Annotated in this window: 14 protein-coding genes and 1 pseudogene; 5 read left to right on the forward strand and 10 right to left on the reverse strand. The window is 64.5% G+C overall.

Going from position 1 to position 15,848, the window contains the following annotated elements; translation table 11 throughout:
• Positions 1 to 16 precede the first annotated feature (16 nt).
• Together CH266_RS23785 and CH266_RS23790 are read right to left on the reverse strand one after the other, a co-directional pair.
• On the reverse strand, positions 17 to 739 hold the full coding sequence (locus tag CH266_RS23785; protein WP_027495389.1) for an ABC transporter ATP-binding protein: 723 nt from the start codon (positions 737 to 739) through the stop codon (positions 17 to 19).
• On the reverse strand, positions 729 to 1,514 hold the full coding sequence (locus tag CH266_RS23790; protein ID WP_052073988.1) for an ABC transporter ATP-binding protein: 786 nt from the start codon (positions 1,512 to 1,514) through the stop codon (positions 729 to 731). Before CH266_RS23790 ends, CH266_RS23785 begins: the two co-directional genes overlap by 11 nt.
• 184 nt (positions 1,515 to 1,698) lie before the next feature.
• On the opposite strand from CH266_RS23790, the gene CH266_RS23795 reads away from it, so the two are divergent.
• The 4 genes from CH266_RS23795 to CH266_RS25230 all read left to right on the forward strand — a co-directional run bounded on the left by CH266_RS23795 (position 1,699) and on the right by CH266_RS25230 (position 7,681).
• Positions 1,699 to 3,003, forward strand: coding sequence for a PucR family transcriptional regulator (locus tag CH266_RS23795; RefSeq protein ID WP_052053499.1), 1,305 nt, complete (start codon positions 1,699 to 1,701; stop codon positions 3,001 to 3,003).
• A 228-nt stretch (positions 3,004 to 3,231) separates the two neighbouring features.
• Positions 3,232 to 5,460: a VanW family protein gene (locus CH266_RS23800; protein ID WP_176457189.1), complete on the forward strand. Its 2,229-nt coding sequence runs from the start codon at positions 3,232 to 3,234 to the stop codon at positions 5,458 to 5,460.
• 170 nt (positions 5,461 to 5,630) lie between these two features.
• Complete coding sequence (locus tag CH266_RS23805; RefSeq protein WP_027495391.1) at positions 5,631 to 6,122, forward strand: flavin reductase family protein; 492 nt, start codon at positions 5,631 to 5,633, stop codon at positions 6,120 to 6,122.
• A gap of 1,112 nt (positions 6,123 to 7,234) precedes the next feature.
• A complete protein-coding gene (locus CH266_RS25230; RefSeq protein ID WP_141214569.1) occupies positions 7,235 to 7,681 on the forward strand; it encodes a hypothetical protein in 447 nt (148 codons plus the stop codon).
• A 368-nt stretch (positions 7,682 to 8,049) separates the two neighbouring features.
• Here the strand turns inward: CH266_RS25230 and CH266_RS23815 are convergent, their stop codons facing one another.
• From CH266_RS23815 to CH266_RS23825, 3 genes and pseudogenes are all read right to left on the reverse strand, one after another.
• Positions 8,050 to 9,885 carry an acyl-CoA dehydrogenase gene (locus CH266_RS23815; RefSeq protein WP_094716286.1) on the reverse strand — a complete coding sequence of 612 codons (1,836 nt, stop codon included), beginning with the start codon at positions 9,883 to 9,885 and terminating at the stop codon, positions 8,050 to 8,052.
• A gap of 79 nt (positions 9,886 to 9,964) precedes the next feature.
• Positions 9,965 to 10,588, reverse strand: a complete 624-nt coding sequence (locus CH266_RS23820) for a class I SAM-dependent methyltransferase (protein WP_094643580.1) — start codon at positions 10,586 to 10,588, stop codon at positions 9,965 to 9,967.
• Positions 10,589 to 10,610: 22 nt separating this feature from the next.
• Positions 10,611 to 11,662 (reverse strand): annotated as a pseudogene (locus tag CH266_RS23825) (DUF4185 domain-containing protein).
• Between the two features lie 191 nt (positions 11,663 to 11,853).
• On the opposite strand from CH266_RS23825, the gene CH266_RS23830 reads away from it, so the two are divergent.
• A complete protein-coding gene (locus CH266_RS23830; RefSeq protein WP_032367083.1) occupies positions 11,854 to 12,288 on the forward strand; it encodes a MarR family winged helix-turn-helix transcriptional regulator in 435 nt (144 codons plus the stop codon).
• A gap of 5 nt (positions 12,289 to 12,293) precedes the next feature.
• Here the strand turns inward: CH266_RS23830 and CH266_RS25585 are convergent, their stop codons facing one another.
• From CH266_RS25585 to CH266_RS23855, 5 genes are all read right to left on the reverse strand, one after another.
• Positions 12,294 to 12,455 (reverse strand): hypothetical protein, encoded by a 162-nt coding sequence (locus tag CH266_RS25585; protein ID WP_167328661.1) that lies wholly within the window; start codon positions 12,453 to 12,455, stop codon positions 12,294 to 12,296.
• Between the two features lie 173 nt (positions 12,456 to 12,628).
• Positions 12,629 to 13,285, reverse strand: a complete 657-nt coding sequence (locus CH266_RS23840) for a TIGR04282 family arsenosugar biosynthesis glycosyltransferase (RefSeq protein WP_057474394.1) — start codon at positions 13,283 to 13,285, stop codon at positions 12,629 to 12,631.
• Complete coding sequence (locus tag CH266_RS23845) at positions 13,282 to 13,935, reverse strand: glycosyltransferase family 2 protein (RefSeq protein ID WP_094716288.1); 654 nt, start codon at positions 13,933 to 13,935, stop codon at positions 13,282 to 13,284. The genes CH266_RS23840 and CH266_RS23845 overlap by 4 nt, the downstream gene beginning before the upstream one ends.
• Positions 13,928 to 14,986 (reverse strand): NAD-dependent epimerase/dehydratase family protein, encoded by a 1,059-nt coding sequence (locus CH266_RS23850; RefSeq protein ID WP_032390238.1) that lies wholly within the window; start codon positions 14,984 to 14,986, stop codon positions 13,928 to 13,930. Before CH266_RS23850 ends, CH266_RS23845 begins: the two co-directional genes overlap by 8 nt.
• Complete coding sequence (locus CH266_RS23855) at positions 14,983 to 15,780, reverse strand: S-methyl-5'-thioadenosine phosphorylase (protein ID WP_094622571.1); 798 nt, start codon at positions 15,778 to 15,780, stop codon at positions 14,983 to 14,985. The genes CH266_RS23850 and CH266_RS23855 overlap by 4 nt, the downstream gene beginning before the upstream one ends.
• Between the last annotated feature and the right edge of the window lie 68 nt (positions 15,781 to 15,848).

Genomic DNA, 15,848 nt, shown 5'->3' on the forward strand with positions numbered 1-15,848 from the left:
GTCCTTTCGGCTTGCTCTAGAACCCGAGATAGGCGTGTCGGAGGGCGTCGTCCCCGGCCAAGGTGTCGGCCGGGCCTTCCACCGCGACCTTGCCCAGATCGAGGACGACGGCGTGTTCGGCGATGGACAGTGCACTTCGTGCGTTCTGTTCGACGAGCACGACCGTCATCGATTCAGAATCGACGAGTGCGCGCAGCGTTTCGAAGATCTGAGCGGCGACTTTCGGTGCCAACCCGAGCGACGGTTCGTCGAGGAGAAGAACCGACGGCGTTGCCATCAGTGCTCGACCGATCACCAGCATCTGCCGTTCTCCGCCCGACAGCGTGTGCGCCGACGAGGTTCGGCGTCCGGTCAGCGGCGGGAACATGTCGTAGATCCGATCGAGGGTCACGGCGTCGTGACTTCTGTTGCGTCCCAACGCACCGAGGCGAAGGTTCTCGTCGACGGTCAATTCGGCTATCACGCCCCGGCCTTCGGGCACGTGTGCAAGCCCTTTGCGGGACATGCGATCCGGAGGTATGCCGACGATGTCGACGCCGGCGAGCTCGATACGTCCCGACGTCGGTTTCAGGAGTCCGGAGACAGTGCGCAGCAGCGTGGTCTTTCCGGCACCGTTCGCTCCGAGTACGGCGGTGATCGTGCCCGCGGTGACGGTCATCGACACCGAATCGAGGGCGGTGACCGGCCCGTAGTGCACGGTGAGGTCGGTGATTTTCAGGTGTGTCGCGTCAGTTGTCATGTGCCACCTCGTTTCCGAGATATGCGGCCAGTACGGCCGGATCCTCCCGAATCCGATCCGGTGTGCCTTGGGCGATGACCTTGCCGAAGTCGAGGACGTAGATCCGGTCGCACACGGTCATGACGAGGTCCATGTGGTGTTCGACGAGCATGACCGATGTTGCCGGTCGGTCCGGCTGGGAATCCTTGTTTGCTGATGTGAGAGAGCGGATCTCGTCACCGAGTTCGCTCATTTCGTCGTTGGACAGGCCCGAGGCTGGTTCGTCGAGCAGGATCAACGACGGTTCGCTCACCAGCGCGCGCGCGAGGGCCACGCGCTTGCGCACCGCGTAGGGCAGGCTCGGTGGCAGCCGGTGCGCGTAGCCGTCGATGCGCAGTCGTTCCAGGGTGTTCATCGCGGTCGAGCGGACCGCCGCGTCGTCGGCCGCGCTCGAGGGAAGGCCCAGGAGGCCGCTGAGGATTCCGGTGCGTGCCGTTCGGTCGGCCCCGACCATGACGTTGTCCAGCACGGTCATTCGATCGAACAGGCCCAGTCCCTGCAGCGTTCGGCTCATGCCGAGCCGGGGCAGGTCGTGTGGGCGCAGGCGGCTCAAGGTTTCGCCGTGTCGGCCCAGGGTTCCCGATTGAGGTCGAACGAGACCGCACGCAACGTTGAACAGTGTGGTTTTGCCTGCCCCATTGGGTCCGATGACGCCGAGGACTTCGCCGGGTCGCACCTCGATGGTCACTCCGGAGAGCGCGACGATGCCGCCGAAGGACACGTCGACGTCCGTCATGGTGAGGACCGGATCCATCGTGTCGAGAGAGTTCAAGTGATGCACCTCACAATCTGTTGGGTCCACTATGGGGCGTCCAGCACAACGCGCGGTATGGGCGCTCCGCACAGAATGTTTGGGTGTCTGGGCACCAGTAACGGTCAAATCACCCTGTGATGTGGGCTCTGTGCGCAAAAATGGGCGGATGGCTTCTCCCGGGGTGCGTCGCGCGACGTCGCGATCCGCTGCGCGCGGCGCTGTGAAGCCCTCCGACCAGGAGAAGATTCGCGGTGCGTGGGCCGCGCTGTTGCCGCGGGCGGACGCGATTGCCGACTCGATCACGCTGGCGCTGATAGAGCAGGAACCCGCGTACCTGGCAAGCACCACTCCTGACATCGCCGGCGAAATTCGTCGCAGTACTCGCGCGCATATCAGCCAGGGCCTACGCACGCTGTCCGGTCTTGCGGCCGCGGGCGACAACGCCCGAGAGGTATGGCGTCGCACCGGGAGAGAGCGTGCGCGCCAAGGCATTCCGATGGAGTTGGTGCTGAAGGCGTACACGCTCGGGAGTCGGACGCTGTGGGAAGAGTTGATGCTCGAGCGTGAACAATGCAGATCCGTGATCGACGAGCATCTCCTGCTCGTCGCCGGCCAGCAGCTGTGGAGAGCGCTGGACAGTCAGTACGAAACTCTCGTCGAGGCGTACCGCCAGGAGAGCGCGCGTATGCAGCAGCGTGATCTCGCCAATGTGCTGGTGATCTTGGACGGTCTCCGGTCGGGCCGAGGCGGTGATCCGGCTTTCGTGATCGAGGCCCGCGCGACCCTCGGCCTTTCGGCCTCACAGCAGATCGCCTGCGTGGTCGGCCCGCTCGACGATCAGGGGTCGCCTCCGCTCCCCGCGCCCGAGGACGCGATGGACCAGATCGGCGCAGTGTCTCACTGGAACACTCGCGACGGGCACCAATTCGCGCTCGTGGCACTCGGGACCGGATCGTGGAGATCGGTCATCGACGCCCTAGCCGCGCGGGCGGTCGGCCCCGTGGGTGTCGCGCATTCGCCCGAGGGCGTGGCGTCGTTCGCGGCGGCATATCGCCTGGCGGCACTGACGGCAGAGACCATCACCGAAGACAGTGGCGTCGCGTTGGCGACGGACCGACTGCCGAGGGTGATCATGGCCGCCGACGATCAGTCGTCGGAACTGTTGGTTCGCCATGCGCTCGGCGCTCTGTTCACGCATCCGGAGCCGCACCGAGAAACGTTGCTCGACACGTTGGCGCACATGCTCGCTTCGGACGGTTCGCCCACCAACGCTGCGAAGGCGCTCTACTGCCATCGCAACACCGTCATCTACAGGGTGCGTCGAATCGAGGAGTTGACCGGGCGTGACTTGACCGATGCACGCGACCGGCTTCTGCTCACTCTTGCGCTGGTCAGGACGGGACATTGGGCGCGGGCCGTGGAGCAGGACGACGGTTCGACGACCCACGGTTCATTCAATCGAATGAAATGACGATGGCAATTCCGAACTCGCTGTAACGAGTGGTTGAAGTCTGCATATATTCCGTGTGGCTCCGTACTGCTGCCTGACCCCCGACCCGGCAGCAGTGCGGGGCCTTTTGCGTGCGGCGCGTGCGAGGGTCTCAGAACGAGCGGTGCTGTGCGGTTTGCGTAAGCTCGTCCGCGGGGTACGCCGCGCAGCAGGCCGGAATATGAATCGACGGTCCTGGAAGGGTCGAATGTGAGCGAGGGCAACAGTAGGTCGAGTGACGCGCCGAAGGGTGCCGAGCCCCGCCCCGACGTACCGCCGTACGACACGCCGACCGAGGTGTTCGGGGCCATCCGCGACGACGCCGAGGCGCCGAAGCACGCAGAGCAGCCGGTCTCCGAGGGCCAGGACGCCACGGAATCTGACGCGAACGAAGCCGACGCGAACGATGCGGAGCCGACGCTGGCCCAGGGAACCGAAGCCGATGGCACCGCCGAGGTCGAGCAGCAATCAGAGCCGGTTGCCGACCTCGATACCGCCGGTGATCCGGACGTCGACCAGTTCGAAAAAGGCGAGTCTGCTGCACCCGGCGCGGACGCGCAGCCCGCACCGGTGGCGGACGAATCGCCGACGGTGGCGCAGCCCGTTGTTCTGCCGTCCGCTTCTGACGCCGGGCAACCTCAGCCACCGGCCGAACCTCCCTCTACTCCCCCTGAGAACGGTTCGGCGGAGCACGACGGATCCGGGTCCACGCCGCCGTGGAAGAAGATTGCCATCGGTACCGGCGCGGTGGTTGCCGTCCTCGGGTTGCTGTACGCGGCGGACTGGATTGCTTCCAGCGATCGGGTTCCGCGCGGTGTGACCGTTGCCGGTATCGAGGTAGGCGGCAAGAGTCATTCCGACGCCGAGGCCGTACTGCGTGCCGAATTGGGACCTCGGGCGGAGGAGCCGATTCAGGTGGGCATCGACGACCGGCAGGTCGAGGTGTTGCCTGCCGCGGCCGGGCTGGGAGTCGATTGGAACGCGACGCTCGATCGCGCGGGGACGCAGCCCATCAACCCGATCACGCGTCTGACGTCGCTGTTCGGAAGCCGGGAGATCGGCGTCGTCTCGACCACCGACGAGCAGGCACTCTCGGTCGCCATCGACGGCCTGCGAGCGGAGACGGACCGTGCGCCCGTCGAAGGCGACGTCGTCTTCGAAGGTGCCACCCCGGTAGCCGTCGAACCGCTGGCCGGGCGAGTTCTGGACGCCGACGGGACGCGTCGAAATCTGCAGACCGAGTGGTCGACGGGTGCGACCGAGGTCGTTTACGAATCCACGCCTGTCACCGTGACGCAGGATGCGGTCGATCAGGCTCTGTCGAACGTCGCGGTCCCCGCAGTGTCGGAGCCGGTGGTCATCGAAGGCCGACAGAACGTCGATGCGACGTTGCCGGTGGACCGTGTGGGTGAGGTGTTGCGCTTCGACCCGGACGGGCAGGGCGGTCTCACGCCGATCTACGACACCGGTATCGCCACCGGCATTCTTGCTCCGCAACTGGTCCGCACCGAAGTTCCGCCCAAGGATGCGTCGTTCACGTTCTCCGGCGGAGCTCCCACTGTTGTTCCCGGGGTGATGGGTGAGCTGGTCGAGTGGAACAAGACCCTCGAGCAGCTTCCCGCCCTGCTGGCTGCGGACGGTCCGCGCTCGACCGAGGCCGTCTACGAACCGGCGCCGCCTGCCCTCACCACCGAAGCGGCTGAGAATCTCGGCGTGCGAGAGGTGGTCGCGGAGTACACGACCGGAGGTTTCGAGTACGCGTCGGGCGTGAACATCGGGCTCACCGCGCAGATCGTCAACGGCGCGCTGGTCAAGCCGAAGGAGACGTTCTCGCTCAACGGGTACACCGGTCCGCGCGGGACCGCTCAGGGCTTCGTCGAATCGGGAATCATCGACAACGGTCGACCCGATCGTGCCGTCGGCGGCGGCATCAGTCAGTTCGCGACGACGCTGTACAACGCGTCGTACTTCGCGGGCATGGAAGACACCGATCACACCGAGCACAGCTACTACATCAGTCGATACCCCGAGGCCCGGGAAGCGACGGTTTTCGAAGGTGCCATCGACCTGAAGTTCACCAACCCCAACGACACCGGCGTGGTGATCGAGTCGTTCGCGGATTCGTCCAGCGTCACCGTCCGGCTGTGGGGCACCAAAACCGTCGACGTCGAATCGATCACCGGGCCCCGGACGCGGCCCACCTCGCCTAACACCGTGACATTGCCGGCCGGTGCCGGCTGCGTCGCGTCCGGCGGGGGACCGGGATTCACCGCCAGTGACACCCGGGTGATCAGCGACGCCGCGTCGGGCAGGGAGATCTCGCGCAACACCAGAACCGTGAAATACGACCCCATCCCGATCGTCAAATGCGTCCAGCCCGATCGTCCGGCTCCGGCCCCCGAACCCGACGACCCCCCGCGCCCGAACGACGACGAGTGATGCCCTGTGCTCGACGTGTCACTTCGAATCACGCGGATTCGGACTGTGGCGTCGACGCTCGATCGGGTGTTTGCTGGATGTAGACGTATGCCCGGAACGAATGCCGCCGCGACGAGGTTGCAACAGTAGAGGTGCGCTCGGCACCGCACGATCGAAAGGGAGCATCCTCCATGACGCTCACACGCACCGTCCTCGATCAACAGACACTTCGTGAGGCGTACGCGCAGTTCCCCAGTGGCGTCGTGGCGATCGCTGCGAAAATCGACGGTGTCCTGGTGGGCTTGGCGGCCAGTAGCTTCGTGTCGGTGTCGATCGATCCGCCGTTGGTAGCGGTGTGCATCCAGAACACGTCGACCACGTGGCCGAAGCTGGAAGTTGCGCCGAACATCGGCGTCAGCGTGCTCGGGGAAGCACACAACGATGCCGTCCGCACTTTGGCCGCGAAGACCGGTGACCGCTTCGCCGGTCTCGACCTCACCGTCACCGACGGAGGCGCGGCCTTCATCGTCGGTGCCACCGCCTGGCTCGACACCACCGTCGAGCAACAAATCCCAGCGGGCGATCACGCAATAGTGTTGCTACGCATCCATTCCCTCGAAGTGCAGAGTGAAGTCAATCCAATCGTCTTCCACGGCAGCAAGTTCCGCAAACTTCAGCAGTAACCGCTGTTCGACTTGGTTCGGCCCCCTTCAGCCTGTTCGGCCCGCCCACGGGTTCGGCCCTGTCCGCCCACCTTCGGCCTGTTCGGCCCGCCCACCGGTTCGGCCCTGTCCGCCCACCTTCGGCCTGTTCGGTTCGCCCTCCGGTTTTCGCAAACGCGCGCGCACTTGCTGAACGCGCGCGAAATAGTAGCCCAATCACGGGCAATTCTGCGCGCATCTGACAAATGCGCGCGCGTTTGTCGGATCGGTCTCGTGAAGTCGGCCGGCGACGCTTTGCCGAGCCGGTTCTCCTGGTGGTGCAGCTGCGCTTCGCTCGGTGCGGCCTCGTTTGCTCGTCCACCTGTTTCGGCTCCGTCTGCTTCGCAAACGCGCGCGCACGTGCTGAACGCGCGCGAAAAAGTGGCCGAATAGTCGACAATTCTGCGCGCATCTGACAAATGCGCGCGCGTTTGCGGGACTGACAGCTAGGCGAACTGGTACGCCGGTACCTGTATTCATCCACAAGCCCGGAGTTGTGCACAGTCGTCAGCTTTCGAGCTCGACTCCGTCGACGCATGGCCGAGACTCGGAGCATGAAGGACGACCGAATGATTCGACGCTCCGAGGCGCTGGCAGACGGGAGCGCCGATCACGAGTTGCGCGCAATGTATGAGCGGGGTGGCTGGGAGCGTTTTGTGAATGGCGTCTACGTTCCGTCGTCGAGATTGGCCGGGCTGACAGAACAGGAGCGGCACAGACTGTTGATCGATGCGGTTTTGCCGATCTTGTCCGGTGGTTACGTCGTCAGTCACCGTTCGGCTGCAATACTGCACGGATTACCTTTACCCACTGGCGGATTGGACAAGGTTCACATCACCCGACACCGCCGCGGCGGCGGTCGTGCGAATACGGCTGTGACCGTGCACTGTGCACCGTCCTTATCGAGCGTGACGGTCGACGGAGTTTCGGTGACCTCGCTGGCTCGGACAGTGGTCGACCTTGCTCGAACCGAGACCCTGCTGTCTGCGGTAATCGCAGGTGACGTGGCTTTGAAGTGCTGTGACGAGAGTGAGCTCGACGCGGAGTTGCAGCGGGCTCGGGGCTGGAAAGGTGTGGCGCAGGCGCGACGAGCCGTGAACCTCATGGACGGGCGCAGCGAGAACCCGGGGGAATCGCAGAGTCGAATCATACTGCGCGAGGCTGGATTCGACGTCGAGTCTCAGGTGGAGATCCTGGATCCAAGTGGGCGATCGGTTGCACGGATCGATTGGATGGTCAATGGCCTCGTCGTATGCGAGTTCGACGGTAAAGCCAAGTACACCAAGTACTTGCGACAGGATGAGAACCCCGGCGACGTGGTGTTCAGGGAGAAGGTACGGGAGGACGCGGTGCGCGATCTCGGATATCCGGTGGTGCGCTGGACCTGGGCGGACCTGGCGAATCCAGCAGAGTTGGTGGCGCGCGTTGCCCGAGCTGTAGAACGGGCCGCTGCCTTGCCGCCACCGCGAGGGAGCGTGCGAATTACATCGAGTGGCGAGCAAACGCGCGCGCATTTGCCGAACGCGCGCGAAATCGCCTAAGTATTCGGCAGAATTCGCGCGCATCTGACAAACGCGCGCGCGTTTGCGCCGGGGCCGGGGGAAGCGTCGCCAGGGCTGGGGGAAGCGTCGCCAGGGCTAGGGGGAAGCGTCTACGGGGGAGCGTCTACGTGGGTCGGGTTCGGTGACTGTGACGCGTGAAGTCCATCGGCCCCGGCTAGGTCGCAAACGCGCACGCATTTGCCGAACGCGCGCGAAATCGCCTAACTATTCGGCAGAATCCGCGCGCATCTGACAAACGCGCGCGCGTTTGCGCCGCTACGCAGGCCGTCAACCGAGGCGAGACCGACGGCGCACGAACAACAACGGCCGCACCATTGAACAGGTGCGGCCGTCGAGGTTTCAGGGAATCAGAATGCTGCTTCGTCCAGTTCCATGATGTCGTTGTCGATGTTGGTGAGGATGGCGCGCGTGGCGGTGAGCTGCGGCAGGATGTTCTTGGCGAAGAACGAGGCCACTGCGATTTTGCCCTCGTAGAACGCCTTGTCCTTGCCCTCTGCGCCGTTGTCCAGTGCAGCGATGGCGATTTCGGACTGACGCAGCAGCAGCCAGCCGATGAGCAGGTCGCCGAAGCCCATGAGGAAACGCACCGATGCCAGGCCGACCTTGTACAGCTCGGTGGGCTGGTCCTGTGCGCCCATGAGGTGCTGGGTCATCGAGGTGACGATGGCCTGGACGTCCTCGAGGGCGGTGGCGAGCAGTGCGCGCTCGGCCTTGAGGCGTCCGTTGCCTGCTTCGCTGTCGATGAACGACTTGATCTGTCCGGCAACGTGAGCCAGGGCTACGCCGCGGTCGCGGGCGATCTTGCGGAAGAAGAAGTCCTGCGCCTGGATGGCGGTGGTGCCCTCGTACAGCGAGTCGATCTTGGCGTCGCGGATGTACTGCTCGACGGGGTAGTCCTGCAGGAAGCCGGAGCCACCGAAGGTCTGCAGCGATTCGGCGAGCACCTGGTAGGCGATCTCCGAGCCGACGCCCTTGACGATGGGCAGCAGCAGATCGTTGACGCGGTAGGCGATGTCTTCGTCGGCGTCCGAGACCTGCTTGGCGGTGATCGGGTCCTGGTGTGCGGCGGTGTAGAGGTACACCGCGCGCAGGCCCTCGGAGTACGCCTTCTGCATCATGAGGCTGCGGCGCACGTCGGGGTGGTGCGTGATGGTGACGCGCGGTGCGGTCTTGTCGGTCATCTGCGTCAGGTCTGCGCCCTGGACGCGTTCCTTGGCGTACTCGAGTGCGTTGAGGTAGCCGGTGGAGAGGGTGCCGATTGCCTTGGTGCCCACCATCATTCGAGCGTGCTCGATGACGTCGAACATCTGCGCGATGCCCTTGTGGACCTCGCCGACGAGCCAGCCCTTGGCGGGGACGCCGTGGCCACCGAAGGTGAGCTCACAGGTGGCGGAGGCCTTGAGGCCCATCTTGTGCTCGACGCCGGTGACGAAGGCACCGTTGCGCTCTCCCAGTTCACCCTTCTCGAAGTCGAAGAGGATGGACGGAACGAAGAACAGGCTCAGGCCCTTGGTTCCCGGTCCGGCACCTTCGGGGCGCGCGAGCACGAGGTGGAAGATGTTCTCGAAGAGGTCGTCGGAGACGGCCGAGGTGATGAAGCGCTTGACGCCCTCGATGTGCCAGGAGCCGTCGTCCTGCTTGATCGCCTTGGTGCGTCCTGCGCCGACGTCGGATCCGGCGTCGGGCTCGGTGAGGACCATGGTGGCACCCCACTGGCGCTCGACGGCGACCTTGGCCCATTCCTTCTGCTCTTCGGTTCCGTTGTGGTACAAGATGTTTGCGAAGCCGGGGCCTGCGGAGTACATGAAGGCGGCGGGCTGCGAGCCGAGGAGCATCTCGTTGATGCCCCACAGGAGGTTGCGAGGCGCTGCCATGCCGCCGACCTCTTCGTCGAGGCCGACGCGCCACCACTCACCGTCGGCGAGGGCCTTGTAGGACTTCTTGAAGGATTCGGGCAGCTTCAGGCTGTGGGTCTCGGGATCGAAGACCGGGGGGTTGCGGTCGGCGTCCGCGAAGGATTCCGCCAGGGGGCCCTCGGCCAGGCGTACTACCTCGCGCAGCATGTCACGGGCTACTTCACCGTCCATGTCGCCGAAGTTGTCGCCCTCGAGGGTCTCGTCGAGTCCGAACAGCTCGAAGAGATTGAATTCGAGGTCCCGGAGGTTGCTCTTGTAATGGCCCATTGCTCGTTCGCTCTCCAGTCGGTGGTGCGGTCTCGTGAGTACCGCCCAAGTTAGCTACTCGTCGGTAACTTAACGGATATTACCCCCGATCGGTTCCGCTGCCAAGGGCGGACCTACTCGCCAGTAATAGAGCGTCGATCGCTGTGCCGCCGGTCACGTCTCGATACCGGTTCTCGGCCGTGGTGACGGTGAGTCGGTCCCCGATGTCTGTCACCAAATCCTCTGGTGTGTACAGGATCTCGGGCTCCTGTGGACCGCCGACGCCATCGGTGATGTTCGACGAGTGATGGCCGAGAATCATGAGGATTCCATCAGGTTTCAACGCCGACACCGCAGCCGATACGGCTCGGCGTCGCTCGTCCGGAGGCAAATGGAGGTAGAACATGAGCACCAGGTCATAGTTGGGCTCGGTTGCCAGCTTCGTCACATCGGCGTGTATCCAGGTCAGGCGCTCGCGCACCGACCGCGGGGCCGACTCGGCCACTCGACTGGCCCGCGTCAATGCCACCGACGAGAAGTCGACGGCGTCCACGATCCAGCCGCGCGTCGCGAGCCAGATGGCGTTGCGGCCTTGGCCGGCTGCCAAATCGAGGGCTCGACCGCGCGGGATTGTCGTCGCGACTTCGACCAAGGTGGCATTCGGAGCCTCGCCGTAGACGAGTTCTCGGCGTTCGTACTTGCGATCCCATTCGGCAGCGTCCACGCCGGAAGCCTAATGGGAACTGCTACAGCGTGGCCCGCAGCAACAGCACGTTGTAGTTCTGGAACACCGTCGCCAAGAAGTAGAGGTCGCGGCCCGTCGAGAACGGGTGGATGTACGGGGCGTAGATCGAGCTGATCTCGCGAGTGTCGACCAGTACCTCGGGCGGGCTCCACGGTCCGACGGGCGATGAAGAACGCCGCAGCACAATGGAATTGGCGTTGTCGGTGGTCATCATCAGGTACTGGCCCACCGCGGCGTTGTATGCAACCGACAGTCGCCGACGCCGTCGACGATGGGGGCGGCCGCTGCGGGATCGCCCTTCTTCCAATCCTTACCCGTCCAATATTCGTATTCGCCGAGCCTCGTGATGTCCGCATCTCTGACGCGAGCGACGTGGCCGAGTGTGGAGCGACCCGGCGGTGTGCCGTACTGGTAGACGTATCCGTTGTCCTTCAGGTAGGCGCTTTGCTGGAAGTTTCGATCTCCGCCGGCGCTCGGCCTGTGGGTCTCGGGTAGTGCGGCCCAGTTTTCTCCGTTGTCGGTCGAGGCGGCGAGGCCGGAGAAGTTGGTGTCCCAGGTACCTGCGGGCCCCCAGTTCTTGACCGACATGAGGTTGAGGTACTGGGTGTCGCCCACGGCGACTCCGGCGGTGGGGATTCGGCTGATTTCGACGAAGGGGATCTTGGGGCTGGGGACGACTTCTTTGGTTTGTCCGACGGCGTCCTTGACGACACTGTCGAAGTTCATGCCGTCGGCGAGGTTTCGGTCGTTGCTGCGGACGATGGCGTTGCTGCGCCAGGACCAGAGGCCGCCTTGCAGGAGGTTGGGGACGCCGACGCCTGCGGTGTCGCCGAAGGCGGTCAGGACCTCGCCTCGGCCGTTGTCCCACATGATGCCGAGGTCGGTGCCGATCATGTTGACGTTCTGGGTCATGTACGGGCTCGACATTCCGGTCACCTGGGCGACGGCCTGTGCGCGGCCGTGCAGTTGCGGTAATCCGAATGTTCCGTTCAGACCGGCGATTGGGTTGATTGCGTTGGGGTCGGCTAGGGCCGTTGGGCCTGTGACCAGCATCGATGCCGTCACCGTCAGTGCTGCGACTGTCAAGAGTCTGGATCCCACGCGTGTCAAAACTGCCCCGTTTCATGGTGTTTCCCCGATAACACCTCGGAACCATGGCAGCGGTTTGTTATGGGCAAGTTCAATCAACTCGTAGCCTGTTTCGCGAATCGGGCGAATGCCCCTCGGTGTCGTAATCTGGACACGTGAGTGATCTACCCGATTCCCAGCTGGCGCGGGATCTGTCCGTCAGTGCGATGCGGCTGAATCGGAGACTGCGTCTGCGGCATTCGAGCGACCGGTTGCCGGTGGCTCAGTTGTCGATTCTGACGACGTTGCTTCGTGAGGGCCCGATGACGACCGGTGAACTGGCTTCTCGGGAACGAATCAAGCCGCCGTCGGTGTCGCGGTCGTCGCATCAGTTGGTCGAGGCCGGCCTGATTGTCCGTGAGCCGCACCCGACCGACGGCCGGCAGGTGGTGCTGCAGTTGACCGAGGCGGGCGTCGCGACTGCTCGCGACGAAGTGGCGTCTCGCGAAATCGCTCTTGCCGAACAGCTGGACGAGTTGTCGGCTCGGCAGCGGGAAACGTTGGCCGCAGCGTCGGCAATCCTGATCGAATTGGTCGATCGAGTCGACTGAGACCGTCAGTTCTCGTGTTGAACTTCGCGATCGAGACCGTCGATATTCCACTCGATGGTGGATCCGAGTTCCTCGGAATCTCCTCGGTGCGCGACGCGGCCGAGGACGGTGGCGACTATTGCAGCGCACACCATCCAGACGACTACGCCTATCAGCAACCCGGTCATGGACACTTTGTAGCACTGATGTCTGAGAAATCGCCGTGAAACGGTGGTTATGAAGTGTTGCTGTTCGATATACATCGCGTGCGGTCCGGCAAATGCGACAAAGTGAAGCTTCTTGTTCCCCAACAGATGTAGAGACCCGATGGATCGTTTCGCGGCCTTTTCGAGAACAGAAATCAATGAGTGTTGCGTAATTGTTCGACGACTCGGCGAAAGCGACTGCTCGGTGTGCACATATTCGACACCACATCGAGATCGGACTCGAAATCCACATCTCGCAATTGCGACACCATGGTCACCTCGGCACCCGCAGCGGTCAGTGCCACCCGGGTGTCGTCGCCCGTCGACGGTGCAGACATCGGTACGTCCAGCAATGCTTGGGCCTGAGCAGGATTCCGTAGACCCAGGATCCACCAACCGCCGTCCTCGGCGGTACCGAGTAGATCGGTGTCGGCCAGCAGCGCGGCTGCGTCGCTGAGCAGTCGCCCAGTGACCTGAGGGGTGTCCATTCCGATCTGAAGTACCGCACCCGCGGGCGCGGCATCGGCGTGCGCATTCGCCAGCCGTTCGCCCAGTCCGTCGCCGCGCTGCGGGATCACGGTGAACGACGCGAGGGCTCGGGTGAGTTCCTCGGCGCGGGCCGCGTCGTGAAGATGGCCGGTGAGGGCCACGACGCGGTGGTCGACGTTCGCTGCCGCGACGGCGTCGAGGGTGTCCAGCAGTGCGGCGGCTGCCACCTCGGCGGCGGCCGCGTCGCCGATCGTGGCGGCGAGACGGGTCTTGGCAAGTCCTGGAACGGGCGCTTTGGCCACGACGAGGGCGGTGACGGTCACGAGAGCACCTTCCAGAAGTCGCGCACGGCCACGATGGTGCCGCGGACCGAGCCCGAGACCTTGGACGTGCCTGCGGTTCGTGGTCGGTAGTCCACGTCGTGTTCGACGACGGTCCAGCCGGCCTCGGCCGCGAGCACGAGCAGCTGCAGCGGGTAGCCGGAGCGTCGGTCGGTGACATCGAGGTCGAGTAGTGCTTGCCGGCGGACCGCTCGGATGGCACCGAGGTCGTGTACGGGCAACTTGTACTTGGTCCGAAGCCGAAGAGACAGAACGGCATTGCCGATTTTTGCGTGCAGCGGGGAACTTCCCTTGGCGGGCCGGCGACGGCCGACGGCCAGGTCTGCGCTGTCCAGTGCAGCAACCAGGGTGGGTAGGTCGCGCGGGTCCATCGAGCCGTCTCCGTCGAGCACGCAGACAATATCGGTGTCGGCGGCGAGGACGCCCGCGTGCACGGCGGCTCCGTATCCGGGGACGGCTTCCGCTACCACTGCAGCGCCGTGGGCGGCTGCCACCGCGGCGGTGGCGTCGGTCGAGTTGTTGTCCACGACGATCGTTCGATATCCCGGCGGGATCGAATCCAGCACGGCCGGAAGCGATTCGGCTTCGTTCATGCAGGGAATGACGACGGTGACAGATCCGGGCTCAGACACGGGGTGGGCCCGTTCCCTCGGCGTCGCGCAACGGTGCGTCGGCGAACGCGGTGAGACCGTCCTGCGGCAGGATCTGCGCGCGAAATCCCAGAACCTCTTCTGCCCGCTGTGGACTGGCGACGATGTGCCGTACGTCCCCGGCTCGGTACTGGCCGGTGATTTCGGGAGCTGGCCCACCCCTCGCGTCGGCGAGAACGGACGCCACCTCTCCGATGGTGATCGGATGACCCGAGCACACGTTGAGCGCGGTGAAGCCGTCCAGTTCGGCGGAGATGGACGCGATGTTCGCTGCTGCCACGTCGTGCACGTGGACGAAATCGCGGGCCTGCTTGCCGTCCTCGTAGACCGTGGGCGGCTTCCCGAGTTCGAGCGAGGACCGGAACATTGCCGCCACACCGGAATACGGGGTGTTGCGCGGCATGTGCGGGCCGTACACGTTGTGGTAGCGCAGCGCGACGACGGAACCACCGGTCGACAGTGCCCACGCGGAGGCGTAGTTCTCCTGCGCCAGTTTGCTCGCTGCGTAGGTGCTGCGCGGTTGCAGCGGTGAATCTTCCTCGACCAGTAGCCAATCGAGTGGCTCGCCGGACGCTGGGTCTCGGTTGTCGAACAGCCCGGCGTCCAGATCGGCTCGGGTACGCGGTCGCGGGACGACGGTCTCGCCGGAGGAATTGAGGTAGCGCCCTTCGCCGTAGACCACCATCGACGATGCCAGTACCAGGCGGGAACACCCTGCCTCGTACATCGCCGCGAGCAGGACTGCGGTTCCGAAGTCGTTGTGACTGGCGTATGCCGGCGCGTCCGCGGCGTCGACGCCTGCGCCGACGACAGCAGCCTGATGGCACACGACATCCACACCGCGTAGCGCTTCGACGAGTGAATCCTTGTCTCGCACATCCAGATCGGTGATGCCCTCGGCTGTCGCGCCGGGTCCGTGGGCCGAACCCAACATGGCGTCGACGGCGACCATCTCGAGATCGGTGTCGCGCGCTGCGTCGAGAATGTGGCCCCCGATGAATCCGGCTGCGCCGGTGAGCAGTACGCGAGTCATGGCAGCTCGACCGGCAGTGTGACTCCGGCGTGCACCCGGCAGTGGGGGCACTCGCCCGTCGGCGCGTCGCGCACTGCGGATCGGACGAGCGCCTTGAGCGGTTCGATGTTCTTCTGGAATTCGGCGAACACGTCCACTGCTTTGACTCCCTGACCGGATTCGATCCCGGCGTCGAGGTCGGTCACCAACGCTATCGGCGCGTAACAGAGTTCGAGTTCGCGGGCCAGGACGGCTTCAGGATGACCGGTCATGTTCACCAGTGTCCAACCTTGGCGCGCGAACCATTGGCTCTCGGCGCGAGTGGAGAACCGGGGACCCTCGACGACCACCATGACACCGCCGTCGACCGCGGACCCCTGGACGGCCGCGCTGCGCAGCTCCCCGCAGTAGGGATCGGCGAATTCGACGTGGATGCCGCCGTTGTCGAAGTAGGTCTGGGTGCGGCCGGACGTCCGATCGACGAGTTGATCCGGAATCACGACGGTTCCCGGACCGTATTCGGCCACCAACGATCCCACGGCGCACGGGGCGAACACGCGACTGACACCGAGCATGCGTAGCGCCCACATGTTGGCCCGATACGGCAGGGTGTGCGGCGAGTATTCGTGAGCGCGGCCGTGTCGAGGAAGAAAGGCAACTCGTCGTCCTTCCACCTCGCCGACGGTGATCGGTGCGCTCGGTGATCCGTAGGGCGTGTCCAGCTCGATCTCTTCGGCGTCGTCGGCGAAGAACGAGTAGAAGCCACTGCCGCCGATCACCGCGATCTCGGCCTGTAACCCCGCGTGCGTGTTCATCTACCCATCCTCCATCACCGTCGGTCGATATGCTGGTCCGAAACCGTGTTCGTCTTCAAGTCCGCAGG

Origin of the sequence: Rhodococcus sp. 06-1474-1B (assembly GCF_002258885.1) — a bacterium.
Classification (GTDB): domain Bacteria; phylum Actinomycetota; class Actinomycetes; order Mycobacteriales; family Mycobacteriaceae; genus Rhodococcoides; species Rhodococcoides fascians.

Excerpts from the sequence above, each read along its gene's own strand:
- CH266_RS23785 (WP_027495389.1), bottom strand. The coding sequence starts at position 739 with ATGACAACTGACGCGACACACCTGAAAATCACCGACCTCACCGTGCAC.
- CH266_RS23790 (WP_052073988.1), bottom strand. The coding sequence starts at position 1,514 with ATGACGGACGTCGACGTGTCCTTCGGCGGCATCGTCGCGCTCTCCGGA.
- CH266_RS23795 (WP_052053499.1), top strand. The coding sequence starts at position 1,699 with ATGGCTTCTCCCGGGGTGCGTCGCGCGACGTCGCGATCCGCTGCGCGC.
- CH266_RS23805 (WP_027495391.1), top strand. The coding sequence starts at position 5,631 with ATGACGCTCACACGCACCGTCCTCGATCAACAGACACTTCGTGAGGCG.
- CH266_RS23815 (WP_094716286.1), bottom strand. The coding sequence starts at position 9,885 with ATGGGCCATTACAAGAGCAACCTCCGGGACCTCGAATTCAATCTCTTC.
- CH266_RS25585 (WP_167328661.1), bottom strand. The coding sequence starts at position 12,455 with ATGACCGGGTTGCTGATAGGCGTAGTCGTCTGGATGGTGTGCGCTGCA.
- CH266_RS23850 (WP_032390238.1), bottom strand. The coding sequence starts at position 14,986 with ATGACTCGCGTACTGCTCACCGGCGCAGCCGGATTCATCGGGGGCCAC.
- CH266_RS23855 (WP_094622571.1), bottom strand. The coding sequence starts at position 15,780 with ATGAACACGCACGCGGGGTTACAGGCCGAGATCGCGGTGATCGGCGGC.